Origin of the sequence: Aneurinibacillus uraniidurans (assembly GCF_028471905.1) — a bacterium.
In the GTDB taxonomy this organism is placed as follows: Bacteria; Bacillota; Bacilli; order Aneurinibacillales; family Aneurinibacillaceae; genus Aneurinibacillus; species Aneurinibacillus uraniidurans.
Window position 1 is genome coordinate 807882 of record NZ_CP116902.1, and the last position, 24389, is coordinate 832270.

The 24389-nt window shown below is 47.7% G+C and carries 22 protein-coding genes; 16 read left to right on the top strand and 6 right to left on the bottom strand.

Translation table 11 applies throughout. The annotated features are described in order from the left end of the window. Nucleotides 1-30 precede the first annotated feature (30 nt). Nucleotides 31-1032, bottom strand: a complete 1002-nt coding sequence (locus tag PO771_RS04045; protein ID WP_272562002.1) for a phosphotransferase — start codon at nucleotides 1030-1032, stop codon at nucleotides 31-33. A 105-nt stretch (nucleotides 1033-1137) separates the two neighbouring features. Further along, nucleotides 1138-2817: a LysM peptidoglycan-binding domain-containing protein gene (locus PO771_RS04050; protein WP_272562003.1), complete on the bottom strand. Its 1680-nt coding sequence runs from the start codon at nucleotides 2815-2817 to the stop codon at nucleotides 1138-1140. Between the two features lie 136 nt (nucleotides 2818-2953). Between PO771_RS04050 and PO771_RS04055 the strand changes: the two genes are divergently transcribed. The 9 genes from PO771_RS04055 (at nucleotide 2954) to yajC (ending at nucleotide 10543) form a co-directional block, all read left to right on the top strand. Then, nucleotides 2954-3541: a BofC C-terminal domain-containing protein gene (locus PO771_RS04055; protein WP_272562004.1), complete on the top strand. Its 588-nt coding sequence runs from the start codon at nucleotides 2954-2956 to the stop codon at nucleotides 3539-3541. A 95-nt stretch (nucleotides 3542-3636) separates the two neighbouring features. Then, on the top strand, nucleotides 3637-4272 hold the full coding sequence (gene ruvA, locus PO771_RS04060) for a Holliday junction branch migration protein RuvA (protein WP_272562005.1): 636 nt from the start codon (nucleotides 3637-3639) through the stop codon (nucleotides 4270-4272). Nucleotides 4273-4284: 12 nt separating this feature from the next. After that, nucleotides 4285-5289 (top strand): Holliday junction branch migration DNA helicase RuvB, encoded by a 1005-nt coding sequence (gene ruvB, locus PO771_RS04065; RefSeq protein ID WP_272562006.1) that lies wholly within the window; start codon nucleotides 4285-4287, stop codon nucleotides 5287-5289. Then, entirely contained in the window at nucleotides 5286-5504 is a 219-nt protein-coding gene (locus tag PO771_RS04070; RefSeq protein ID WP_272562007.1) for a DUF2905 domain-containing protein, read from the top strand. The genes ruvB and PO771_RS04070 overlap by 4 nt, the downstream gene beginning before the upstream one ends. A 69-nt stretch (nucleotides 5505-5573) precedes the next feature. After that, a complete protein-coding gene (locus PO771_RS04075; RefSeq protein ID WP_272562008.1) occupies nucleotides 5574-6401 on the top strand; it encodes a lipoate--protein ligase family protein in 828 nt (275 codons plus the stop codon). 93 nt (nucleotides 6402-6494) lie between these two features. Then, the gene (locus PO771_RS04080; RefSeq protein ID WP_272562009.1) at nucleotides 6495-7898 is read left to right on the top strand and encodes a SpoIID/LytB domain-containing protein; all 1404 of its coding nucleotides are present in this window, start codon (nucleotides 6495-6497) and stop codon (nucleotides 7896-7898) included. Between the two features lie 90 nt (nucleotides 7899-7988). Continuing rightward, nucleotides 7989-9017 carry a tRNA preQ1(34) S-adenosylmethionine ribosyltransferase-isomerase QueA gene (queA, locus tag PO771_RS04085; protein ID WP_272562010.1) on the top strand — a complete coding sequence of 343 codons (1029 nt, stop codon included), beginning with the start codon at nucleotides 7989-7991 and terminating at the stop codon, nucleotides 9015-9017. Nucleotides 9018-9035: 18 nt separating this feature from the next. Next, on the top strand, nucleotides 9036-10166 hold the full coding sequence (gene tgt, locus PO771_RS04090) for a tRNA guanosine(34) transglycosylase Tgt (RefSeq protein ID WP_096464046.1): 1131 nt from the start codon (nucleotides 9036-9038) through the stop codon (nucleotides 10164-10166). 62 nt (nucleotides 10167-10228) lie between these two features. After that, a complete protein-coding gene (gene yajC, locus PO771_RS04095; protein WP_272562011.1) occupies nucleotides 10229-10543 on the top strand; it encodes a preprotein translocase subunit YajC in 315 nt (104 codons plus the stop codon). Between the two features lie 59 nt (nucleotides 10544-10602). Here yajC and PO771_RS04100 read toward each other — a convergent pair whose 3' ends face one another. The 3 genes from PO771_RS04100 to spoVB form a co-directional block, all read right to left on the bottom strand. Then, nucleotides 10603-12423 (bottom strand): APC family permease, encoded by a 1821-nt coding sequence (locus PO771_RS04100; protein ID WP_272562012.1) that lies wholly within the window; start codon nucleotides 12421-12423, stop codon nucleotides 10603-10605. Nucleotides 12424-12551: 128 nt separating this feature from the next. After that, entirely contained in the window at nucleotides 12552-12932 is a 381-nt protein-coding gene (locus PO771_RS04105; protein ID WP_272562013.1) for a TIGR04086 family membrane protein, read from the bottom strand. Between the two features lie 81 nt (nucleotides 12933-13013). After that, entirely contained in the window at nucleotides 13014-14597 is a 1584-nt protein-coding gene (gene spoVB, locus PO771_RS04110) for a stage V sporulation protein B (RefSeq protein WP_272562014.1), read from the bottom strand. A 98-nt stretch (nucleotides 14598-14695) separates the two neighbouring features. Between spoVB and PO771_RS04115 the strand changes: the two genes are divergently transcribed. The 7 genes from PO771_RS04115 to dtd all read left to right on the top strand — a co-directional run bounded on the left by PO771_RS04115 (nucleotide 14696) and on the right by dtd (nucleotide 23630). Further along, a complete protein-coding gene (locus PO771_RS04115; protein WP_272562015.1) occupies nucleotides 14696-14926 on the top strand; it encodes a post-transcriptional regulator in 231 nt (76 codons plus the stop codon). Nucleotides 14927-15034: 108 nt separating this feature from the next. Continuing rightward, nucleotides 15035-16270, top strand: coding sequence for a protein translocase subunit SecD (secD, locus tag PO771_RS04120; protein WP_272562016.1), 1236 nt, complete (start codon nucleotides 15035-15037; stop codon nucleotides 16268-16270). Further along, nucleotides 16260-17177 carry a protein translocase subunit SecF gene (secF, locus tag PO771_RS04125; RefSeq protein ID WP_272562017.1) on the top strand — a complete coding sequence of 306 codons (918 nt, stop codon included), beginning with the start codon at nucleotides 16260-16262 and terminating at the stop codon, nucleotides 17175-17177. Before secD ends, secF begins: the two co-directional genes overlap by 11 nt. 566 nt (nucleotides 17178-17743) lie before the next feature. Next, nucleotides 17744-20086, top strand: a complete 2343-nt coding sequence (gene recJ, locus PO771_RS04130; protein ID WP_272562018.1) for a single-stranded-DNA-specific exonuclease RecJ — start codon at nucleotides 17744-17746, stop codon at nucleotides 20084-20086. Further along, on the top strand, nucleotides 20076-20591 hold the full coding sequence (locus PO771_RS04135; protein WP_272562019.1) for an adenine phosphoribosyltransferase: 516 nt from the start codon (nucleotides 20076-20078) through the stop codon (nucleotides 20589-20591). The genes recJ and PO771_RS04135 overlap by 11 nt, the downstream gene beginning before the upstream one ends. A 387-nt stretch (nucleotides 20592-20978) precedes the next feature. Next, nucleotides 20979-23165, top strand: a complete 2187-nt coding sequence (locus tag PO771_RS04140; protein WP_272562020.1) for a RelA/SpoT family protein — start codon at nucleotides 20979-20981, stop codon at nucleotides 23163-23165. 21 nt (nucleotides 23166-23186) lie between these two features. Beyond that, on the top strand, nucleotides 23187-23630 hold the full coding sequence (gene dtd, locus PO771_RS04145; RefSeq protein ID WP_272562021.1) for a D-aminoacyl-tRNA deacylase: 444 nt from the start codon (nucleotides 23187-23189) through the stop codon (nucleotides 23628-23630). Between the two features lie 72 nt (nucleotides 23631-23702). Here dtd and PO771_RS04150 read toward each other — a convergent pair whose 3' ends face one another. Beyond that, nucleotides 23703-24254 carry a class I SAM-dependent methyltransferase gene (locus tag PO771_RS04150; protein WP_272562022.1) on the bottom strand — a complete coding sequence of 184 codons (552 nt, stop codon included), beginning with the start codon at nucleotides 24252-24254 and terminating at the stop codon, nucleotides 23703-23705. Nucleotides 24255-24389 lie beyond the last annotated feature (135 nt).

A 24389-nucleotide genomic window follows, 5' to 3' on the forward strand; every position in this document is an offset into this window, starting at 1 on the left:
AAATTAGGCGAGTTTTTTGTATCCTTAAGCTCAGAGGGAAGCCTGGTATAGGAAGCGTTCATATCCAGAAAAAAAGGAGGCTCTTCGCTTCTTGCCCTTTAGAAGAATAGACACATAATATTCGACCCGACTTACATGTGGATTTAATCCACTATCATATACCCCGTTTACTTCACGCAGGAAGTTATCAGGGAAGCGTATAAGTAGAAAAATAAGTGCGACCTGTTGTTCTGTCAGTGGTCGAATCGCGCGATATGCAGAAATCGCTTGTTCAAACACATCCATATCCCAGTATTGTAGGGCAAGCGCACGATTCAACAACTGTACAAGGTCGACAATTGGTGTATCATATCCTGCTGTATCGAAATCGATCAGAGACGTATGCTCGTTATGAATCAGGAAATTATGACTGGCCATATCCTTATGGGAAATGCGCTGGTCGCGTAGCGCTTCTTTGTAGTCTCGCGTAAGCAGAGAGTTGCGAGCGATCGCAAGTACATAGCTCGCTTCCTCCCGAATATAGGATGCATTCAATTGAACAAGTTGGGTCAGTCGTGTCCGGGGAAGCTCCTGATTCTCAAGTCGGGTACATACATTTTGAAAGTCCTCTAGCCGCTTCTCCCATTTGGTGAGTAGGGGTACCCCAGTTTCAGGCGGTGGACCATACGGAATGTTACTAGAAAACAGATGGAAATGTGCGAGCGTTTGGATAGCACGGATAATATCAGTACGGTGAAAATAGCTTCCGTTGCGACCAGACACGTATTCCATTGCGGTCATATAGCGGTCGTTCCATTTAAAAACAGGAACGTTTTGAATAGTTGGAACGTAGCGCACAACATTTGTAAATCCTCGTTCATGAAGCAGGGCAGAGAGTCGAGTCACCCACGCAGCTTGGGGGAAATCATCATATCCTTTTATAACCCAGGTGCCACGATTTGTTTCACAATGCCATACGGTATGGCGTGCCCGCAGGCGAGTAACACGGCAATTATACATTTGTTCAATGGCTGTGACCAGTGATTGTTCCATGTGCTCCTCCTGAGATCGCCCTTATATGTTCGCACCCTCATCTTTTTCCCTGTATCTATTTTTACAGAAAAAAAGCGGGGCGTATAGATGCCCCGCTGTACAATGTTAGTCTGTAGAAAGCGAGGAACCGTCTTCTCGTTTACATCCACAGCCTTTTTTCTTTTTGCCCCATGCTGGTGCGATCGGTGGATGATATGGCATGCAATCGTATCCGTATGGCGTAAATGGCGGCATGGTGGTTGGTGCATACGGATTCATGATGTTGCCTGTAATCTGGGGATGACTCGGTGGTAGCATCATGTTATCAGTAATCGGCATCTGAGCCTGAGGGAACATCATGTTATCTGTAACCGGTGGATGCCCTGGAGGTAATGTCATAGCGCCAGTAATGGATGGATGCCCCGGAGGCAGCATCATATTATCCATAATCGGCATCTGAGCCTGAGGTAGCATCATGTTATCAGTAACCGGTGGATGCCCTGGAGGCAATGTCATAGCGCCAGTAATGGATGGATGGCCCGGAGGCAGCATCATATTATCCATAATCGGCATCTGAGCCTGAGGTAGCATCATGTTATCAGTAACCGGTGGATGCCCTGGAGGCAATGTCATAGCGCCAGTAATGGATGGATGGCCCGGAGGCAGCATCATATTATCCATAATCGGCATCTGAGCCTGAGGTAGCATCATGTTGCCAGTAACCGGTGGGTGTCCTGGAGGTAATGTCATAGCGCCAGTAATGGATGGATGGCCCGGAGGCAGCATCATATTATCGGTAATCGGTAGCTGTGCCTGAGGCAGCATCATATTATCGGTAATCGGCATCTGAGCCTGGGGTAGCATCATGTTGCCTGTAACGGATGGATGCCCCGGTGGTACCATCATATCCATCATGATTTCACTGCCATCACCTGGTGTTGTCAGTGGCATTGTCGGCTGAAAGGGTGACATTGTTCCCATGTATGGAGTCGGTTGCGGCATTGGAGACGGCATCATATGCCAGTGACCGCAGCCTGGCATCACTGGCATAGGCATCATTGGTCCACAATGCATTGGCATTGTTGGCATTGACGGTTGCATAATCGGTTTCTGGGCTGGCTTGACTGCAGGCTTTTTTGCTGCAGGCGGTGCCGGTTGTGCTTCTGGCATGATTGGCTGTTGTGGCATAACCGGTGGCATAATAGGTGGCATCGGCATAGGTTGCACAGGCATTTGCGGCATTACTGGCATCACAGGCTTTACTGGTGCCGGTGGAGCCACAGGTAGTGGTGGGTTCTCCATTATAGGCTTTACTGGTGCCGGTGCTGGTGGAGCTACAGGTAATGGTGGGTTCTCCATTATAGGCTTTACTGGTGCCGGTGCTGGTGGAGCCACAGGTAGTGGCGGGTTCTCCATTATGGGCATTTCTACTGGTGGTGCGACAGGTGGGATAGGGAGCACAACAGAAGGCTGTTCCTTGATTGGCTTTTCTTTCACGTGCTTTTCTTTGAAATATTTCTCACCACGAAGATCATCACCGCCATCGATTGCGGATACTGCAGTCAATTCGAGATCAGGAGCCGTATCAGAAACCGTATCGGTACTCGGTTTTGGCGTGTGTGGGGTAGCCGGGAGATCAGAAACAAGCAGGGTGCTGCCAGTCGGAATTTTTACTTTTAGGCCTGGCGTCAGTTTCTCAGGGTGTTTGATATGTCCGTTTACTTGCTTAATCGTAGTAGCGTCAAGGTTGTATCTTTGCGCGATTTTCCCAAGGGTATCGCCTTTTTTCACGACGTGAATTTTCATAATGATGGACCTTCCTCCCTTTCAAAAGTACGGTACATCATATTCATAGGCGGGCGATTTGCCACCCTGTATAAAAAAATCCCTTACAGGACAAACTAGGAAGTAAAAAACTTTCTTTGTTGAAGAAGGGATACGTATGCAGAATCAAAAAACGCCAGATACATCGCGCCGTCGCTGGTGGACCATTGTCGCGTTTGCTGTTTTGCTTGGACTTATATTCGGCGGCGGCTTGCTGTATGGCTACCGGATGATTGAATCGAGTAAGGGGCGCGAAGCAGCACGTCAGGCGGTTGATGTTTTGTTACAGCGTACCTATTTATGTGGCAAAATGGAAGAAGAGACTCGGCGTGAATTTATATCGTCTTCTAAAGAGCTTACAGAGCGCTATTCAGAATGGACACTCGTTTCGAATGAACAAAATAAATATACATTTAGGCAGGATGTAGATGCACTTGCGCCCGGCTGTGAGGGACGAGCATACTTTGGAATAAGTGAACATGGCGATTTGACGCTGTTTGAAGGTCGCCCGAAAGATGGAAAAGTGATGCAGACATTTTTCCAGATTGATACGAAAAAGCTGGAAGCGACTCTTCCAAAAGAAGAGCTTGTTTTGTTACGTCAGGGTATTCGGGTGCATGATAAAGCAGAATATCACTCGATTTTATCTACGTATGAAGAATTTGCGGATACAAATGAGAAAGATGCGGCGACTATGGCTCATTAGCCAGGCGCCGTATTTTTATGGGAAAGAAAATATGTTCGTGTTTTTTCGGATAGTGTACAATAGAAGGATAAGAGAACACGGGAGGATAAGGTTTCATGATTGATTTTATTGAAGGACAGGTTGCCTACGTCGAGACGGATGCGGTTGTTATCGCGTCTAATGGAGTGGGGTATCGCATATTTACAGGGAATCCATTCCGCTATCGCGAAGGGGAAGCGCAGGCGGTTCGTGTGTATACTCATCACTATGTGCGGGAAGATGCGATGCATTTGTATGGATTTGCGACGCGGGGTGAGCGGGATTTATTTCGTAAGCTGCTCGATGTATCGGGGATTGGGCCGAAGGGAGCACTGGCGATGGTAGCGGCAGGAACACCGGAGCAGATCATCGGTGCGGTTGCACATGAGGATATTGATTTTCTGACACGCTTTCCGGGCATCGGGAAAAAGACGGCACAACGCATTATTCTTGATCTGAAAGACAAGCTGAAAAAAATGCCGGTACTTACAGTCGCTACGCGCGTAGAAGGAATGCCAGATACGGCTGAACAAGAAAATTTGTTTAGCGCATTTACAGAGCCGAAAGAAGAAGCAATGGAAGCGCTCGGTGCGCTTGGCTACAGTCAGGCGGAGATTCAGAAGGTCATGAAGAAGATGGAAAAAGACGGGACCGATCTTGGATCAACGGATCAGATTATTAAGCGGGCGCTGCAGTTATTTGTTATGAAGTAAGGGGGAAGTATGATGGATGAACGAATGGTTTCGGCGAATTCTTTTGATGCCGGAGAACATACGATGGAATTCAGCCTTCGTCCCCGCTATCTGGCGGAATACATCGGCCAGAAGCAGATTAAAGACAATTTGAAGATCTTTATCGAAGCCGCTAAAATGCGCAGTGAAGCATTGGACCATGTGCTTTTATATGGGCCGCCGGGACTTGGCAAGACTACATTATCGATGATTATCGCCAATGAACTCGGTGTGAACTTGCGTACGACATCGGGACCGGCGATTGAGCGTCCGGGTGATCTGGCAGCCATTCTTACCGGGCTTGGTGAGGGGGACGTATTGTTCATCGATGAGATTCATCGCCTGCCGCGCAGTGTAGAAGAAGTGCTGTATCCGGCGATGGAAGATTATGCGCTTGATATTGTCATCGGCAAGGGACCGGGGGCAAAATCAGTGCGCCTGGACCTGCCGCCGTTCACGCTGGTTGGGGCGACGACAAGGGCGGGGATGCTGTCAGCTCCGCTTCGTGACCGATTCGGCGTGGTGAGTCGGCTTGAATATTATACGGTACAGGAATTAGCATACATTATCTTGCGTGCGGCGGAATTGTTTGACGTAGAGATTCGCGGTGAGGGAGCGGAGGAGATTGCGCGTCGTTCCCGTGGTACGCCGCGTATTGCGAACCGACTATTGAAGCGGGTGCGTGATTTTGCTCAGGTGCAAGGAGATGGCATTATTACTGATGCGGTGGCACAAGAAGCATTAGAACGTATTCAGGTGGATCGACTTGGGCTTGATGACATTGATCATAAGCTGTTGTTTGCGATCATGGACTTGTTCCGGGGCGGTCCAGTCGGACTTGATACGCTATCGGCGACGATCAGTGAGGAAGCGACGACGATTGAGGATGTGTGTGAGCCGTATCTGATGCAGATTGGCTTTTTGCAGCGGACGCCGCGCGGGCGCATCGTCACACCGCACGCCTATCAATATTTTGGTCGGGAGGTGCCAGGGACGTGAATCCAATGGCAAAATTGCTTATTATCGGTGGCGTCATTCTAATCGTCTTTGGTTTGCTCTGGCAAATCGGGGGACGGTTCCTGCATCTTGGGCGCCTGCCTGGTGACATTGTCGTGGAGAAAGAAAATGTCCGGTTTTATTTTCCCGTTGTCACCTGTATTGTGCTCAGCGTTGTGCTGTCGCTTATTATGTATGTGATTCGCTTGTTTCGATAATGAAGGAAAAACGAGGGCTTCTACACGGCCGCTCGTTTTTCTTTCGAATCACGAATGAGGAGGAACTGTATGCAACCAGAAGGATTATTTGGCCAGCATATCTGGCGGCTTGTAGATCAGTCGAAAACACACTCGTCGTTTCATGCCCTGTATTCGTTCGCTATGGACGATACCCTTTGTACATCTGTCCAGCAGGGGATAAGTCCGGCAGTTGTACGGACATGGGTACATCATCAGAATATTGTGCTTGGTAATGTGGATACGAAGCTTACCAGGCTTGCGGATGGACTTGCCTACTTACGGGAGTGCGGCTATATGCCAATTGTTCGTAATTCTGGCGGGGCAGCGGTTGTGCTGGATACGGAAGTGCTCAATGTGTCGCTGATTTTGCCTACTACGGATGCCTTTTCCGATATTCACGCTGGATATCGGGCAATGGTTGAATTCATTCGTCTGTTACTTGCACCATATGGGGCGGTAGTGGATACCGGAGAAGTAGTAGGTTCATATTGCCCGGGTGATTTTGACGTAAGTATCGGTGGTCGTAAGTTTGGTGGATTAGCACAGCGCAGGCGGCGTGGTGCAGTCGCGGTGCAAGCGTTTCTTTTGGCTAATGGAAGTGGAGCCCAGCGTGCGGAATTGGTGAAGCGATTTTATTCTATTTCTGCGGTAGAAGGCGATGCATATCCAGATGTGAATCCGGGTACATTGGCGTCTCTAAGTGAACTGCTTGGCGTTACGATTTCATGTGCTGATCTACAGGCGCGTATCGCAGAAGTACTGGCGGAAAAGGCAGATGAAGTTCGTACATCCGTACAACTTTTGCCGCAGGAATTAGAAGAGTTCAACCGTAATTTGGCAGGGATGCAGGCACGAAATCCGCAGCTTGAACTGTAATCGTTCATAGAAGTTTTAGATGTTTCCCCCCTTTCTCTCTCATTTTTTGCTAGAATGGTAGCGTAAGAAAAAAAGAGAAAGGGTGGGAGAGTTATGAAACTGGGAAAAGTATTACCTGCAGTTCTCAGCATGGGACTGTTGCTTCCGGTGACTACGAATGTTGCATTTGCTGATGAACCTCAGGTGAGAGTGGAAGTGACAACGCCTTTCTCACTTGCTGCTTCCGAGGTTGTGACCAAAGTTTCGTTTACTGTGCTCGATACATATAGCGTTCAAGGTAATTCAGGTGTTACATTAACTCCTGGACAAAACTATTACGTAAAGATAGAAGCGGGAAAACTGCGATTATATGAAGATGGTTTGCTTCCACAATTGCTCGCAGAAAGCTCCACATCGATTGTCGTAGAACCAGTACAGCCAGATACTGAGCAAGCTGTGGTACAACTGAAAGGAAAGAAAAGTACATACGGGTATCGGGACGCGATGGAATTCCGTCTGAGTACAAAAGGCGTACTCCAGACGATCGCTTCGATCAACAATATTGACATGGAAGATTACTTACGAGGTGTCGTACCACGTGAGATGAGCAGTTCATGGGAAAGAGAAGCGCTCAAAGCGCAAGCGGTTGCGGCACGTACATATGCGATGCGTCAGATGAAAGCGAATCCGCTCATTAACGACACAGTGAAGTATCAGGCATATGAAGGGGTTAACATTGAAGGGGCGAATTCGAATGCGGCTGTCGCGGAAACAGCCGGACAGGTACTCACGTACGATGGTAAACTAATCGATGCCCTGTACAGTGCAAGTAACGGCGGATATACAGAGGGACCGGAAAATGTATGGAATGGATCGCCAATTCCATACTTAACAGCCAAACCGGACCCGTATGATAGCGTAATCTCACCGTATAAAAGCTGGCAGGTCACACTGAAAGCAGCCGACATTCAGAGTAAGATTAAAAATATGAAGCCGGCGACGGGTACGATTACAGGTGTGACAGCTCAGACGGATGAGTCCGGACGAGTGGTTGATCTGGCTATTCAGGGAGACAAGGGAGTCGTTCATCTGAAAAAAGATGCGACTCGTACTGTGCTTGGACTGAAAAGCATGCGTTACAGCGTACAGGCGAATGGAGGAGACACAGCAGGCGGAACGTCGGTAGCTCAGTCATTGATGGCGATTGATGGAAGCGGCAGTGTGGCGAACCCGAATGCAGTTATGATGACGAACGGCACTGTAACCAAACAGGCAACAGAACCGATCTATGTGCAGAGCGCTTCAGGAGTGGTAGCTCCAACAACAACTTCTCCTTCAGTTTCACAACCAGGTAAACCGCTTATGTCTGTGACATTTACAGGCAGCGGTTGGGGACATGGTGTTGGGATGAGTCAGTGGGGGGCCAAACAGATGGCCAAGGAAGGCAAGACATATGAGGATATCCTAGACTTCTACTATGGCCCAGCTCGTGCAGTAGGTGGGTATGGCGCGGAATAATCCGCGCCTTTTCTTGCATAAGGCGGCAAAAATCGGTATGATTAAAATCGTTACATCTACTGAGGCTACAAAGAAATTGAGGGATCGAACGTGAACGTTCAAGATTTTGACTTTTATCTGCCGGAAGAACTGATTGCCCAGAATCCGCTTACAGATCGGACAGGCTCACGCCTGCTTGTGCTCGATAAGGAAAGCGGTGCGGTAGTACATCGGCAGTTTACCGACCTAAAGGAATATGTGAAAGCCGGCGATACACTTGTATTGAATGATACACGCGTTATTCCTGCCCGGCTTTTTGGTGTGAAAGAAGGAACAGGTGCACATATTGAGGTGCTTCTCCTGAAACCGCTCGGTGACGACAAGTGGGAAACGCTTGTGCGTCCAGGCAAGCGTGTGCGAGAAGGTGCACGTATTCAGTTCGGAGACGGACTGCTTGTGGCAGAATGCTTGGGCAGCACCGAAATTGGTGGCCGGATTATGAAATTTGAATACGAAGGCATCTTTAACGAACTGCTTGATCAACTTGGTGAAATGCCACTTCCACCATACATTAAGGCACAGTTATCCGACCGTGAGCGCTACCAGACTGTGTATGCGAAGCACAGTGGTTCGGCGGCAGCACCGACAGCGGGCCTGCATTTTACAGAAGAATATTTAGAGGAACTCAAAGCGCTTGGTGTAAATCTCGCATTCGTGACGCTTCATGTCGGGCTTGGGACATTCCGTCCAGTATCGGCGGATACGATTGAAGAGCATGAGATGCACAGTGAGTTTTACAGCTTGAATGAAGAGAATGCTCGCATTATTAATGAAACGAAAGCGCGCGGCAACCGTATTATAGCTGTAGGGACAACATCCTGTCGTACGCTGGAGACAATCGGAAAGAAATATAATGGGGAGCTTCGAGCCGAAGAAGGCTGGACGGAGATTTTCATTTATCCGGGTTATGAATTCTCGGTCATTGACGGGATGGTGACGAATTTTCACCTGCCGAAATCGACGCTTGTGATGCTAATTAGTGCACTTGCAGGACGTGAACATGTTCTGCATGCTTATAAGGAAGCGGTAGAAGAGAAATATCGGTTTTTCAGCTTTGGCGATGCGATGCTTATTTTGTAGGAAACAGGAGGAAACACCTTGGCAGTTCGCTATGAATTAATTAAGACATGTAAACAGACCGGTGCCCGTCTCGGCAAGCTTCATACGCCGCACGGCACGATTGATACGCCAATTTTCATGCCGGTTGGCACACTGGCAACCGTCAAGACGATGACGCCAGAAGAATTAAAAGAGATGAACGCACAGATCATTTTGAGTAACACGTATCATCTGTTCCTGCGTCCGGGCCATGAACTGGTTGCGGAAGCAGGCGGCTTGCACAAGTTTATGAACTGGGACCGTGCGATTCTGACAGACAGCGGTGGATTCCAGGTATTCAGCTTGAGCAATCTGCGTCAGATTGATGAAGAAGGAGTAGCATTCCGCTCGCATTTAAGCGGTGAGAAGTTATTCATCAGCCCGGAGAAGGCGATGGAAATTCAAAATGCGCTCGGTGCCGATATTATGATGGCGTTCGATGAGTGCGCTCCGTATCCGGCAGAGAAAGATTACGTACGCCCTTCAATGGAGCGGACAACCCGCTGGGCAGAGCGCTGCCTGAAAGCGCATAAACGTCCGCATGATCAGGCGCTGTTCGGCATCGTACAGGGCGGTATGTATCGCGACCTGCGTGAGCAGAGTGCACGTGACATTACATCGCTGGATTTCCCAGGTTATGCGATCGGAGGGTTAAGTGTAGGTGAGCCGCATCACTTGATGTATGAAGTGCTTGATTATACGGTGCCGCTTCTGCCGGATAACAAGCCGCGTTATTTGATGGGAGTAGGGTCTCCAGATGCGCTTATTGAAGGTGCGATTCGCGGCATTGATATGTTCGACTGTGTGCTGCCAACACGGATCGCCCGTAACGGCACATGCATGACAAGTCAGGGACGTCTGGTTATTCGCAATGCGAAATATGCGAATGACTTTACACCGCTTGATCCGAACTGTGATTGCTATACGTGCCGTAATTATACACGTGCCTATATTCGTCACCTTATCCGTTGTGATGAGATTCTTGGTGTACGTCTGACAACGACACATAACCTGCATTTCTTGTTAAAAATGATGGAGCAGGTGCGCGAGGCGATCATGGAAGACCGTCTGGGAGATTTCCGTGATGAGTTTTTTGCTCGCTATGGCATTACAGAAACACGAGGGTTTTAATCCAACGTTATGCGTTGGGACAAAAATACACTATCTAAGTCAAAAAGGAGGATTTTATTGTAATGGGACAGGGAGCAACACAATCAATTATACTATGGGTAATTATGTTTGCGATCTTTTACTTCCTTCTGATTCGTCCGAATCAGAAGCGCCAAAAGCAGCGCAATCTTATGCTGGGTCAGTTGAAAAAGGGAGATAAAGTCGTAACAATCGGTGGCCTGCATGGCACGATTGATCTGATCAACGAAGAAGCAGGTACAGTTGTACTGAACGCGGGCGGCAACAAGCTGACGTTTGATAAAGCAGCAGTACAAAATGTAGTCGGTGAGAAGGCAACGGCACCGTCTCTTGAGAAGAAAGAAGAAGAGAGTAAGTAAAACAAAACGGTGGTCCCATAGCGGGCCACCGTTTTTATGTTGTAGAGGCTGTCCTCTTTTTATTTCTTCAAACGATACGGCACAGTAGCGATCTTAACATCCTGCCGAGCAAATAAATAAGCTCGCAATAGAAGACTAGTCTGATTGTGAAGTAAATTGTGCCAGCGTCTCTTTGTAATGAACTGCGGAACGAGTACAGTAACATGATCTGTGGCTGCTGTTTTCCATTCCACAGTGTCAATGAACTTCATCAACGGCCGTACAATACTACGATAGTGAGAGCGTAATACGATTAACCGGACACCCGGGTTCCATTCGTCCCACTTTCGCTGCATTTTCTTGATGGATTCATCATCGAAACCTACATATACAGCGACCACATCGTCCGTCAGCGATTGAGCATAACTAATCGAATTCCGTACCACTTGTGTGATACTTGCAACTGGAATGACAATCACACTTCCTTTTGCGACAGGTTTTTCTGTTGTAATGTCAATCCGTAATTCATCAGCCAGATCACGATAATGCTGATTGATCTTCTTAAAAATCATAATAACCGTCGGAAGGAAGATGAAGATCAGCCATACTTGTGAGAATTTAGTTATGAGAAAGATCAAACTAATGGTCAAAGTCGTCAGCATCCCGATCGTGTTAATCGTGAACGGAACGATCCAGCCTGCTGGTTTCTTTGTAATCCAACGTTTCATCATGCCGGCCTGCGACAGTGTAAACGGAACGAATACACCAATCGCATATAATGGGATTAGATTTTCGGTATCGCCACCAGAGATGATGATTAAAATTGCCGATAGGATAGCTAGTACAATGATTCCATTCGAAAATCCAAGTCGGTCACCGCGTACCATAAACATGTTCGGCATAAATCGATCTTTCGCCAGCATAAAAGCAAGCAGTGGAAACGCAGCAAAGGCGGTGTTAGCCGCGAGAAATAAAATTGCCGCTGTTACCGTTTGAATAAAATAATAAACAGTGCCACGGCCAAAAGTAGCAGATGCAATTTGTGATACTACAGTTTCCTCAGCCTTCGGTGCAATACCGTACGCATAGGCTAGCAGACTGATCCCGATAAACATGGTTCCAAGAATGAGCCCCATCATCATGAGGGTTTTGGCTGCGTTTCGTTCAGCGGGTGCTTTAAAATTCGGGATCGCATTTGACACGGCTTCAACACCTGTAAGTGCCGAACAACCGGAACTGAATGCTTTTAGAAGAATGAATAGTGTGATTCCAGGTACAGCTGCGCCGTACGGGGAAGGTGTTACTTGGTGAACATGTCCCGTCGCCCACTGGTATCCACCACCGATGATTAAAAGGAAAACAGCGACGACAAATAAGTACACCGGTATCATAAGAATAGAAGCAGATTCGGTTATGCCTCGCAGGTTCAGAAGTGTGAGTGTTAGGATCATCAGGATGGCAATTGCAACCCTATGGTCATGAAGTACAGGAATGGCAGACGTAATCGCATCGGTTCCAGCCGAAGAACTTACGGCTACGGTTAGGATGTAGTCCACCAAAAGTGACCCACCAGCCACCAGTCCAGTTGAGACACCGAGGTTATCCTTAGCAACAATATAAGCGCCGCCACCGGATGGATAAGCATAAATCGTCTGTCTATAAGATAGAACTAGGATAGTCAGCAGTCCAAGAACTGCAATTGAGATTGGGATGGAATACCAGAGTGCTGCCGTTCCCAATGTAATAAGAACAAGTAAAATTTGCTCCGTTCCGTATGCGACAGAAGACAGAGCATCAGAAGATAGAACAGCAAGCGCTTTTAGCTTGCTTAACTTCTCTTCGGCTAACTCATGAGATTTCATCGGTCGGCCGATCAAAAAACGCTTTAATTTTGTCACCATGTTTTTCTCCTACCAATTTTTATCTATATATTGCCCCTAAAAACGTAGAAAACACCGATCGCTGAATGTTATTCCAGCCTGATCCGTGTTTTCTGTACCTATTGTACGAAAAAAGAAAAGAAAAAGCATTATTTTTTTCCGGACATATTTACTCCGATGATCCCACCCATTGCTGAGCAGGCAAGTGCCATGAGCAGCTGATACACTTGCGTCATCCCCATTTTGGCATCGAATCCGAGGAAACTCACAAGCAGCATAAATAAAAAATACAGCAGTCCAGTCAGTCCACCATAATACCAGCCTTTCTCACCGCTGCGTTTCCCGGAGACAAATCCGCCGACAAACAGAGCAAGTCCATTTACCATATAAACGTATAGCGGTAAGGAGGACTCTTTTGTGCCTGAAAAGGCTAGCAGACTTGACGTCACAAGTGCCCCGATCAATACGATTGCAAGTGCATAGACGAACCCGGCAAGCATCGGCAGTTTTACCGGTTCCATTTTCCACATCGTACAACACCTCGCTTTCTGTCATCACTATATGAGCCAAGCTGCCGGATTATGTGCGGGTTGTATTAGATATGCACCAATCTAGCGGCGGGGCAGGAAATACGCAAGGGTGCGTCCGATCCAAGGAATGCGTTGTACATCCTGTTTGCCAATGATTCCAAGCCCGATTAGCAGCAGGGTGTATAGCACGAATGAGGCTGCAATTGCTACACTGATCGCTTTGACGAGTGGGATGGCATGAGAGACGCTGTATGACACCGTGTATGAGGCGGCATAGCCGATGACGATGCCGCTCCCGATTACTTTGGCCGTATCAGTGAGATTGATCGTAAAGCCAGTTAGGCGACTGATGCTGTAGAAGTGAAGCAGGGTGACGGACAAAATGCTAATGTTGACAGACAGCACAACTCCATCTACGCCGAGTTCGGGCCGGGATGCCAGCGCAAAAATGGCCGCTGTTTTCAGAACGGCTCCAATGATTGTGTTTCGCATTGCCTCTCTCGCATGATCCAGCCCTTGAAGTGCCGCCTGTAACGGTGCCTGAAAATATAAAAACAGGGAGTATGGCGCCATCAATTTCAGAAAATGACCAACCTGTTTATCATGATAGAGAAGTTCGGCAAGCGGAGCAGCGAATACATACAGAAGAGCGGCAAATGGCGCACCGATTACAAGAGATAGCCGGATGGATTGGTAAAGGCGGCGATGAATGAGCCGCATGTTTTTCTGGGCCGCTGCTTCTGCCACGGCAGGAACGAGTGAAACGGAAAGCGAATACGTAATAAAAGTCGGGAAAATCAGAAGTGGGATCGCCATCCCGGCTAACTGACCGTAGAAGCTCGTAGCAGCAGAAGCGGACAGGCCTGCTAAGACCAGACTTTGCGAGACGATAATCGGTTCAATGAAAAAGGTAAGCGAGCCGACGAGTCGACTGCCTGTGACCGGAAGTGAGATGGCAAACAGACTGCGCAGTGTATCGCGGTGATTGGTGAGTAAGTCTCGGAAACGTCCAAAACTACCCGCAGGCTTCGGAAAGCGCTGACGGCGGAACTGGAACAATAGACTGAGCATGCCAACAGCTTCGCCGCATACGACGCCGAGCATGGCCCCTGCTGCCGCATATTCAACTCCTCGGGGCATGAGCCAGTTGGCAAGGATGATAACGGTAAACATGCGGACGATCTGCTCGACTACTTGCGAGGCGGCGGTAGGAGTCATATTTTGTCGTCCCTGGAAATAGCCGCGCAGCACAGATGAGATCGCCACAAGCGGTACGATCGGCGAGATGGCGAGCAGTGGATAGAAAGCACGCTCGTCCGTTAGAAAATATCGGGAAATTACAGATGCGCCTACAATCATAATCGTCGTAAACACAAAACTTAGGATAGATACAATGGCAAGCGAGAGCTGTAAAATGACACGTACTCGTTTTTGATCCCCTGCTACATCAGCTTCCGCGATCAGTTTGGACACGGAGATGTTGAGACCGAATGTAGCGAGTGAGATAATGAGGATGAACGTTGGAACGGCCATCTGATACAACCCGAGTCCTTCCGCCCCAATAATGCGTGCAAGCATAATCCGGTTTACGAAGCCGAGAACTTTGACGATGAGACCGGCCAGGACAAGAATAAGAGTTCCTTTCATAAATGTTTGTTTGCTCATAATATAAACGCCTCGCTTTAGAGTGGAAGAATCTTTGCCTAAACATATGCATGTACCCCTGTGAAACATGACTTTGATCGAGAGGATGGGACAACGCGATGGAGAATAAATCGTTCGAGCAAGACATCATGTACATATGCGAGTTGAAAATACAAGAGTTTCACTTGCTTGGATATGAGAACATCACACCTGAGGAGATCTGGAAGTGTGTATCGGAGAAATATAAGGAGATTCCCCCATTGCACCGGGTTGTGAATGATATCTTATCATTGAAGCCGGGACGTCTGATGAACTGGATGACGATGCAGGCGTTCAAAGGTGAAATGTGAATTTTATGGAAGTCTTTCAAAATTCCTCTTCTTTCGAAAAATTGACAGTAAAATTTATAGACGCTTATAATAGAGTGTATTGGTTTGAAAAAGGAGGAAACACGGGAGATGATTAAGTGGAGTCGCATTGTTACGTTGCTCCTTATTACTGCTGTCATTTTCGGCACAGTGGCAATGACGGGCAAAAAAGTAGCAATGAATACAACCCTTGGCCTTGATTTACGCGGAGGGTTTGAAATCCTGTATGAAGTAGCACCGCTGGATCCGAAACAGAAAGCAACGAAGCAGACGCTTCAGGATGCGGTGCATGCACTTGAGAGCCGTGTGAACGTTCTCGGTGTATCTGAGCCTGAGATTCAGGCGGAAGGAGAAAACCGGATTCGCGTACGCTTAGCTGGGGTAACCGATCAGCAGAAGGCGCGGGATTTGATTGGTAAGCCAGCGAAATTGACGTTCCGTGACGCGCAGGGCAATATTCTGATGGACGGTGGCGACCTGGCGGAGAACGGAGCACAAGGAGCGTTTGATCAATACCAGCGTCCGATTGTGTCGCTGAAGTTTAAAGATCCGAAGAAATTTGCGGACGTAACACAGAAGTATATTGGCAAACCGATGGCGATCTATCTGGATCAGGAGCTTATTACAGCACCGACGATTCAAAGTGTAATCCCGAATGGTATGGCCCAGATTGATGGTCAGAAATCAATTGAAGAAGCGAAAAATCTTGCGGCGATTCTGAATGCCGGAGCGCTTCCGGTTCAGATGAAAGAAATATTCTCGACAAGTGTCGGGGCGAAGCTTGGTCAGGAAGCATTGCAGAGTGGGGTAGAAGCGGGCTTGATCGGAACCGCGATCGTGCTTGTGTTCATGATGGTGTATTACCGGATGCCAGGCGTAATTGCCTGCATTACGCTGGTCGCTTATATTTATCTCCTGATGTTGATGCAGAACTTGATGCATGCAACCTTAACGCTTCCGGGGATTGCAGCCTTTATCCTTGGGATCGGGATGGCAGTCGATGCGAATATCATTATGTATGAACGGATTAAAGAAGAGCTGCGCAGTGGCAAGTCGTACTTGTCTGCGATGCGTGCCGGTTCTAAACGTTCGCTTAGCACGATTCTTGATGCGAACGTAACGAGTATTATCGGGGCGCTTGTACTGTTCTGGTTCGGTTCAAGCTCCATCCGTGGTTTTGCGATTACCTTGATTTTAAGTATTCTGGTCAGCCTGGTAACAGCAGTAGCAGGTTCAAGGCTGCTGCTCAATCTGGCGGTGCGCTCCAACTTGTTCAATAAGCCCGGTTATTATGGGGTAAAGGAGCGTGACATTCGTGAATTATAATCAAAAGTTTGATGAATACAAGTTAGACTTCGTTAAGCATCGCAAGAAATACTTTATTGTATCACTTGTTTTGATCGTAGCTGGGATCATCTCTCTTTTAACGATGGGATTAAATCTTGGCGTTGACTTCAAGAGTGGAACGCGCGTGCAGGTACAAATCGGTAAAACGTTCCAGGAAAACGAAGTGCAGCAGATCGTCGAGAAGACCGGGCTTAAACCTGGTAGTGTAACGACAGCCGGGGATAAGAAAGATATGGCGGTTATTCAATTTGCGGAGCCGATTCATAAGGATGAAGTTGCGAAGTTGACCAAAGCGATGCAGGATAAGTACGGCAAAAACATCTCTTTGCAGGAGAGTACCGTAAATCCGATCATCAGTCGTGAGCTGGCACGTTCGGCAGTGTACTCGATTCTTATTGCCTCCGTGTTCATTGTGCTCTACATTACGATTCGCTTCGAGTTCCGTTTTGCGTTCTCGTCCATTTTGGCGCTCTTGCATAACGTGTTTCTTGTACTTACGGTTTTTAGCTTATTCCGAATTGAAGTCGACCTGCCGTTCATTGCGGCGATCTTGACTATCGTCGGATATTCGATTCACGATAACATCATCATTTTTGACCGGATTCGCGATAACTTGAAACATGCGAAGCTGAAATCAATTCAGGACATTGAGGACCTGGTCAATTATAGTATTGGACAAACCTTGGCGCGTTCGATTAATACGGTCTTGACAGTTGTTATCTGCGCACTGGCCCTGTATATTTTCGGTGGAGAGAGCATCCGCAACTTTATGCTGGCGCTTATCATCGGCCTGATCTTCGGGGCATACTCTTCCATCTTCATTGCCAGTCAGATCTGGGTGTCATGGCGTGAACGTGATTTTAAAAAGCAAAAAAAGGCTGCGTAGTAGAATAGCCGTATAGAAAAGCTGTCCCATGAGTAGTGGGGCAGCTTTTTTGTGGAATCCGAAGTGTGGTGGCGGGAGGGGGGAGAAGGGATGAGCCGTTCGCTTGGTTACGCGTGCAGGGAAGTGGTAACTGTCCGCTCAACGTAAGGGATGATTCACATACGGTATTCGGTGGTTTTAGCGAAAAAAATGAGCTGTTTTTTTTACTACATAGCGAAGCTGATCTCTATCATGTTTGGCGGTTGTCTGCCAAAGTTTGGGTAGGGGCGGAGGAGGCAGGCGCTGTGGAACGCTTTTGCGCGATTACCTAGCGGAAGGGGACAGGCGAACGGGATTTTGCCTGCAATTCTTCAGTGAATCAACATCATGGTTTTTCTTTTGCAGGCGAGTTCGCATGTCACCTGGAGCGGACAGTCTCTACTTCCTTGTAAGTGTAATCAAGTGACAAAGCGCCTGCCTCCTCCGCTCCTCCACTACACTTTTGAGCCAGACAAATCCAAAAGCAGTTGCCCCTGTTTTCTTGTGTCCTGTATAATGAACAAGTGTTTAGGAAGGGTGGGAGAAACGTGCTTAAATCGAAAACCCGCTGGAAGATGAAAGCAACGGACGAAGTGGCTGTACAAACGCTTGCGCAAACGCTGCGCATCTCCCCACTGCTGGCGCATTTGCTTGTGGGGCGCGGGATTGATACGTCAGAGAAGGCAGAACGATTTCTCGGTGGAAATGAAGGAGATTTATACGATCCGTTTCTGCTTGATGATATGGAGAAGGCAATTACCCGTGTGCGCGAAGCAATTGATAGTGGGGAGCCGATTTTAATTTATGGTGATTATGATGCCGATGGTGTGACAAGTACAAGCATTATGATACACACACTCCGAATGGCAGGTGCTGTGTTTCAATATTACATACCGAACCGTTTCACAGAAGGGTACGGCTTGAATGAAGAGGCGCTGGTGAAGGCGGCGGAGAACGGATTCGGTGTAGTGGTCACGGTTGATACCGGGATTAGCGCTGTAAAAGAAGCAGAAACTGCAAAAGAATTGGGCATTGATCTCATTATTACCGATCACCACGAACCGCCGGCAATCATTCCAGACGCATACGCTGTTATTAATCCGAAGAAACCAGGTTGCCCGTATCCATTCGATATGCTGGCGGGTGCCGGGGTTGCGTTTAAATTTGCGCATGCGCTGCTTGGCGAGATTCCACATCATCTGCTGGAAATCGCAGCAATTGGCACAATTGCGGATCTAGTACCACTTGTAGATGAGAACCGATTGATTGCTAGACTTGGTTTGCAGGCGCTTGATCGTTCGGTAAATCCGGGTGTGCAGGCACTTAAAAAAGTATGCAGCATCGAAGGCAAGGTATCGGCGTATCATATCGGCTTTGGGATGGGACCGCGTATTAATGCGACAGGCCGCCTGGAGACAGCAGACCGCGCTGTGAAAATGTTTATTACGAACAAGCTGGAAGAGGCAGAACTGTATGCACAGGAGCTTGATGAACTGAACAAAGAACGGCAGGAACTGGTAGAAACGATTACGGCTGAAGCAGAGCAGCTTGTGTTAGCTATGCCGGATGAGCAGACGAATGTCATTGTTGTAGCGAAAGAAGGCTGGAATGAAGGGGTTATTGGGATTGTCGCCTCTCGTCTTGTGGAGCGCTTTTATCGCCCGACTATCGTATTAAGTATCAACCGGGAGCACAACAAGGCCAAAGGATCGGCCCGCAGTATTGCTGGATTTAATATGTATGAGGCACTGACGGAGTGCGCGGACATCCTGCCGCATTATGGCGGGCATCCGATGGCAGCGGGTATGACACTTGCAGAAGAGAACGTGGACGTACTGCGCAGTCGCTTGAATGCCTTGGCCAAGGAATGGCTAACAGACGAAGACTATATTCCGATTACAGCAGTGGATGCAGTCTGTACGCTCGCAGAAGCGAATCTTGAGACGATTGAGCAGATTGAGCGAATGGCGCCATTTGGCATTGGGAACCCAAGTCCACGTATCGTGATGGAAGGCGTTGAAATTTCCGATTTACGTATTATTGGCAAAGATGAGAATCATATTAAATGCCAGTTCCGTCAGGATGGTGTGAAGCTCGATGGTATCGGATTTAAAATGGCTGATATTGTGCCGGAATTACCGACACAAGGAGAAGTGAATGTAGTTGGCGAATTATCTGTTAATGAATGGAATCATACACGCCGCCCGCAGTTTATCTTAAAAGACATTAGTGTACCGGGCATGCAGATTTTTGACTGGCGCGGTGCACGTAATAAGGAAGAGAAGCTGCGCTTGCTTGGGGAAACGGGACAGATGGTGCGTGTGGTCGCATTTCGAGAGCGCAATCAGCAGGCTTTAACTCGTATTCTCTCAGCGTTTCCGAACCTTATGGCAGACGGAGATGGGCATACACAAGTTGTGTTATACGATCTGCCAGTTTCCAGAGAAGAACTGGCGGCAGTACTTGCCAGCTATCCAGACGTAGATCGCTTGTACTGTCTGTTCGGAGAAGAGCCGACATCTTTGCCGTCCATTCCTACAAACGAGCAGTTTAAGGATGTATATAAGACGGTATATCAGCATAAAACAGTGGCGTATGCAGATGTAAAGAATCTTGCACAGGCGAAAAAACTGACGCCATCAGCAGCACAATTCATCTTGTCTGTCTTTACAGAGCTTTCATTTCTGGAGGATACCGGACGAGAATACCGATTCGTGGCAAATCCGGCCAAAAAAGAGCTGATTGTGTCTGAGCTTTACAGACAGCAGCAGGCTGCACTCGAAATAGAGACTGAATTACTTTATTCCTCATATCAATCACTGTGCGTATTTCTACGCTTGCATATGGGAGATCGCACACAGAAGAAGGAGATAGCTACCTATGGACTTTAAAGAGAAAATTCGCGTGATTCTTGATTACCCGCAAGAGGGCATCCGCTTCAAAGACATTACGACGCTTTTGCAGGACGGCCCGGCATACAAGGCAGCCATTCAGGAAATGGCCAAATTCGCTGCAGACAAACAGGTCGACATTGTGGTCGGTCCAGAAGCACGCGGCTTCGTTATCGGCTGCCCGCTTGCAATTGAACTCGGCGCAGGCTTCGCTCCTGTTCGTAAAAAAGGCAAGCTGCCGTATGAAACAATTCAAGCGGAATATACACTCGAATACGGAAAAGATGCGCTTGCGATGCACAAAGATGCAATCAAACCCGGTCAGCGCGTCCTAATCGCAGACGATCTGCTTGCCACAGGTGGCACGATCCAGACGACGATTGATCTCGTGAAGCAGCTTGGTGGGGAAATCGTTGGCCTTGCGTTTTTGATCGAGCTGACGTATCTCGATGGTCGTGACAAAATTAATAGTGACTATGATGTGTTTACGCTGGTGCAATACTAAGGAGCACATAAGATAAAGTTACGATTGTTCCTTGTAGTAGTGGATATTATAGTAAAAAGAGCTTCTTTTGCGCACGCAAAAGAAGCTCTTTTTAAAATCAATTAGATCAAAGCGAGCCGTTTTTAATCTTTTGAATGACACAAAAAGTTAGTAGAAGCGTGGAAGGGAGGAGCAATGAACGCTTGTACGCGACCGCTCTTCTGGAGCGGACAGCCCTACTTCATTCGCGGTAGAGCGTACCAAAGTGAAGGATCCTCCCTTCCACGCTTCCACTACACTTTCTGTAACATCAAACCAGAAAAAGAAACACCTGCTCTTGACCTCCGTTTCCCGTTCTAACATAATAAAAGGTAATATTCTAGGGGAGTGTTAAAGGAGACAAGATTCATGAGCATCGAAACGGCGATTGAAACTGCGATCGACCAGGTTACAGACAAAGCGAAAACGTATCTGCCGCAAAAAGACATTGACTTTCTCATCCGTGCCTATGAATTCGCCAGAGAAGCTCATGAGGGACAAATTCGAAAGTCCGGGCAGCCGTATATTATCCATCCGATTGCCGTTGCTGGTATTCTGATTGATTTACAGATGGACGCTGTTACCGTAGCGGCGGCCTTCCTGCATGATGTGGTAGAAGACACAGACGTTACAAGCGAACAAATTGCCGGAAACTTCGGTCAAGAGGTAGCTAATCTTGTAGAAGGCGTTACAAAGCTTGGTCGGATCAAACTAAAATCCAAAGAGCAGCAACAGGCCGAAAATCACCGCAAAATGTTTTTGGCCATGGCGAAAGACCTACGTGTCGTCATGATCAAGCTAGCCGATCGCCTGCATAACATGCGGACACTTAAATACTTACCAGAACCAAAACAGCGTCAAATATCCGATGAGACGCTGGATATTTTTGCCCCACTTGCGCACCGTCTTGGAATCGCATCCATCAAGTGGGAAATGGAAGATACCGGCCTCCGCTACATTAATCCACAGCAATATTATCGCATTGTAAACTTAATGAAGAAGAAGCGTGCAGAGCGTGAGAAATATATTCATGGTGTAATTGATCTGCTGCAAGAGCGATTGAACGAACTATCGATTACATCAGAGATTTCTGGACGGCCTAAACATATTTATAGCATTTATCGCAAAATGGTGAAGCAGAACAAGGAATTCAATGAGATTTATGATTTGCTCGCTGTGCGCATTATTGTTGATGACATCAGAGATTGTTATGCGGCACTCGGAATCGTGCACACATTATGGAAGCCGATGCCGGGCCGCTTCAAAGATTACATTGCCATGCCAAAAGCGAACATGTATCAGTCGCTCCATACAACTGTGATCGGACCGAGCGGAGAGCCACTGGAAGTACAAATTCGCACCACCGAGATGCACCGCATTGCCGAGTACGGGATTGCGGCGCACTGGGCGTATAAAGAAGGCCAGAACATCGCAGGGGAAGCGACGTTTGAGACGAAATTGTCCTGGTTCCGTGAAATTTTAGAGTGGCAGCAAGATACACGCGATGCGCAGGAGTTCATGGAATCACTTAAAATGGACCTATTTGCTGATCTTGTTTTCGTATTTACACCGAAGGGCGATGTTATTGAGCTGCCAAAAGGCTCAGTACCGCTTGACTTTGCGTACCGTATTCACTCCGAAGTCGGGAATCGGACGATTGGCTCGAAAGTGAACGGCAAAATAGTACCGCTTGATCATCAGCTTAAAACGGGTGATATTGTTGAAATTTTGACATCAAAGCACAGCTATGGACCGAGTCGAGACTGGCTTAAAATTACGAAATCTTCGCAAGCACGTAATAAAATCAAGCAATGGTTTAAGAAAGAGAAGCGCGAAGAGAACGTAGCAAAAGGCCGCGAAATGGTTGAGGCAGAACTTAAGCGGAACAACTTTGAGCCAAAAGAAGTGATGATCGGGGATAACTTGCTTGAAGTGGCGCATAAGTTCAATTTTCAGGGAGAGGAAGATATGTTTGCGGCGGTCGGGTACGGCGGCATTACCGGCGCACAGATCGCGACTCGCCTGACGGACAAGCTGCGCAAAGAGCGGGAAGAGCTATCGAATACCGCTGAGATTCGTCCTGATGCACCACGCAAGCGTCCAGAAAACGGGGTGAGCGTGCGCGGGATTGATAATCTGCTGATTCGCTTCTCCCGCTGCTGTAATCCGGTGCCGGGTGATGATATCATCGGCTTCATTACTCGTGGTCGCGGGGTGTCTGTACACCGTGGTGATTGTCCAAACTTACAATCCTGTAGTGAAGAAGACCAGGCACGCCTCATTCAGGTTGAGTGGGATGCGGATACGAAGCATGAATTTAATGTTGACATCGAGGTTACCGGCCATGACCGAAGCGGTCTACTGAACGAAGTGCTTGCCACTGTCGCGGATATGAAGACGAATATCACCGCGATGTCCGGTAAAACCGATAAAAACAGAGTCGCAAAAATCAACATGACGATTGCGATTCAAAATCTTGACCATTTGCATAAAGTAGTCGAACGTATCAAAAAAATTCGCGATGTCTATTCAGTACGTCGCGTACTAAATACGTAACAGGACAACAAGGAGAGCAGCATGCGAGTAGTACTTCAACGTTCTAAACAGGCGTCTGTAACCGTAGCGGGCAAGGTTGTGGGCAGTATCGAATCGGGTCTCGTCCTGCTTGTTGGCATTACGCATACGGATACGAAAGATGATGTGGAATATGTCGCAGACAAAATTGCCAAGCTTCGTATTTTTGAAGATGAAGATGGCAAAATGAATCATTCGGTAGAGGAATCAGGTGGCGCGATTCTTTCAGTCTCTCAGTTTACCTTGTATGGGGATACGCGCAAAGGCCGCCGTCCAGGGTTCAGTGAAGCGGCTCGCCCGGAACACGCACAGCCGCTGTACGATTTCTTCAACGAGAAACTTCGGGAGCGCGGCCTGCGCGTTGAAACGGGAGTTTTTGGCGCGATGATGGATGTCGCGCTCGTTAATGATGGACCGGTGACATTCATTGTTGAGAGTAAGTCATAAACGATACGAAAAAAGCCAGATAGCATGTAAGTGCTTATCTGGCTTTTTGCTATTAAAATCTGTAGCTCACCTTTATCTTGTTTTTCTGCATACATACACAAAAGCAGGAAAGATATTGAGTGGTACAAATGTAATGCGTATATCGTCAAAGCGCTGTGCTAGCTGCTTTTTCATCTGTAACGAATACTGGAACGCGATAAACGTTCCACCTGGTGCAAGCGAACGCTCTACTTCGTCCATCAGTTCATCGCGCAGCTCCTGTGGAAAATTCATGAACGGAAGCCCGGATAGAATGTAGTCGAAGCCGTTAATTCCATGAAGACGCATCGCATGGCTCATCGTACGTGCATTCGGATAGTGATGCATCTCCGGATAGTCGGTTTCAAGAGAGTTGCGCATCGTACTGTCCTGTTCAAAAATAAGTGCCTGACATTCTGATCTTTTCAGGCGAGCGATATAGCGAGTGAATACACCGGTTCCGGCTCCAAGCTCTGCGATGCTATGTGCTGTTTCCCATTGTACCGGCTGCGTCATAGCACGGGCGAGGAATCGGGAACTTGGTGCAATGCTGCCAATCGTACGAGGAGAACGGATGAATTTAGAAAGAAACAAAAGCTTTTCCATGGAACACGACTCCTTAATTTTAATTCTTATTTATCCTACTGTGTTACTTGTATTATAAACGATAAGTAAGATAAATGCGAAAAGAAATACGCAGAAAAAGAAAAATCGGGCTCGTGAAACGAATCACGTCCCGAT

Excerpts from the sequence above, each read along its gene's own strand:
- PO771_RS04055 (WP_272562004.1), top strand. The coding sequence starts at position 2,954 with ATGCAGAATCAAAAAACGCCAGATACATCGCGCCGTCGCTGGTGGACC.
- PO771_RS04150 (WP_272562022.1), bottom strand. The coding sequence starts at position 24,254 with ATGGAAAAGCTTTTGTTTCTTTCTAAATTCATCCGTTCTCCTCGTACG.
- PO771_RS04100 (WP_272562012.1), bottom strand. The coding sequence starts at position 12,423 with ATGGTGACAAAATTAAAGCGTTTTTTGATCGGCCGACCGATGAAATCT.
- PO771_RS04115 (WP_272562015.1), top strand. The coding sequence starts at position 14,696 with ATGGAGAATAAATCGTTCGAGCAAGACATCATGTACATATGCGAGTTG.
- PO771_RS04140 (WP_272562020.1), top strand. The coding sequence starts at position 20,979 with ATGAGCATCGAAACGGCGATTGAAACTGCGATCGACCAGGTTACAGAC.
- ruvA (WP_272562005.1), top strand. The coding sequence starts at position 3,637 with ATGATTGATTTTATTGAAGGACAGGTTGCCTACGTCGAGACGGATGCG.
- PO771_RS04080 (WP_272562009.1), top strand. The coding sequence starts at position 6,495 with ATGAAACTGGGAAAAGTATTACCTGCAGTTCTCAGCATGGGACTGTTG.
- dtd (WP_272562021.1), top strand. The coding sequence starts at position 23,187 with ATGCGAGTAGTACTTCAACGTTCTAAACAGGCGTCTGTAACCGTAGCG.
- PO771_RS04050 (WP_272562003.1), bottom strand. The coding sequence starts at position 2,817 with ATGAAAATTCACGTCGTGAAAAAAGGCGATACCCTTGGGAAAATCGCG.
- ruvB (WP_272562006.1), top strand. The coding sequence starts at position 4,285 with ATGGATGAACGAATGGTTTCGGCGAATTCTTTTGATGCCGGAGAACAT.
- PO771_RS04105 (WP_272562013.1), bottom strand. The coding sequence starts at position 12,932 with ATGTGGAAAATGGAACCGGTAAAACTGCCGATGCTTGCCGGGTTCGTC.
- spoVB (WP_272562014.1), bottom strand. The coding sequence starts at position 14,597 with ATGAGCAAACAAACATTTATGAAAGGAACTCTTATTCTTGTCCTGGCC.
- PO771_RS04075 (WP_272562008.1), top strand. The coding sequence starts at position 5,574 with ATGCAACCAGAAGGATTATTTGGCCAGCATATCTGGCGGCTTGTAGAT.
- yajC (WP_272562011.1), top strand. The coding sequence starts at position 10,229 with ATGGGACAGGGAGCAACACAATCAATTATACTATGGGTAATTATGTTT.
- secD (WP_272562016.1), top strand. The coding sequence starts at position 15,035 with ATGATTAAGTGGAGTCGCATTGTTACGTTGCTCCTTATTACTGCTGTC.
- PO771_RS04045 (WP_272562002.1), bottom strand. The coding sequence starts at position 1,032 with ATGGAACAATCACTGGTCACAGCCATTGAACAAATGTATAATTGCCGT.
- PO771_RS04135 (WP_272562019.1), top strand. The coding sequence starts at position 20,076 with ATGGACTTTAAAGAGAAAATTCGCGTGATTCTTGATTACCCGCAAGAG.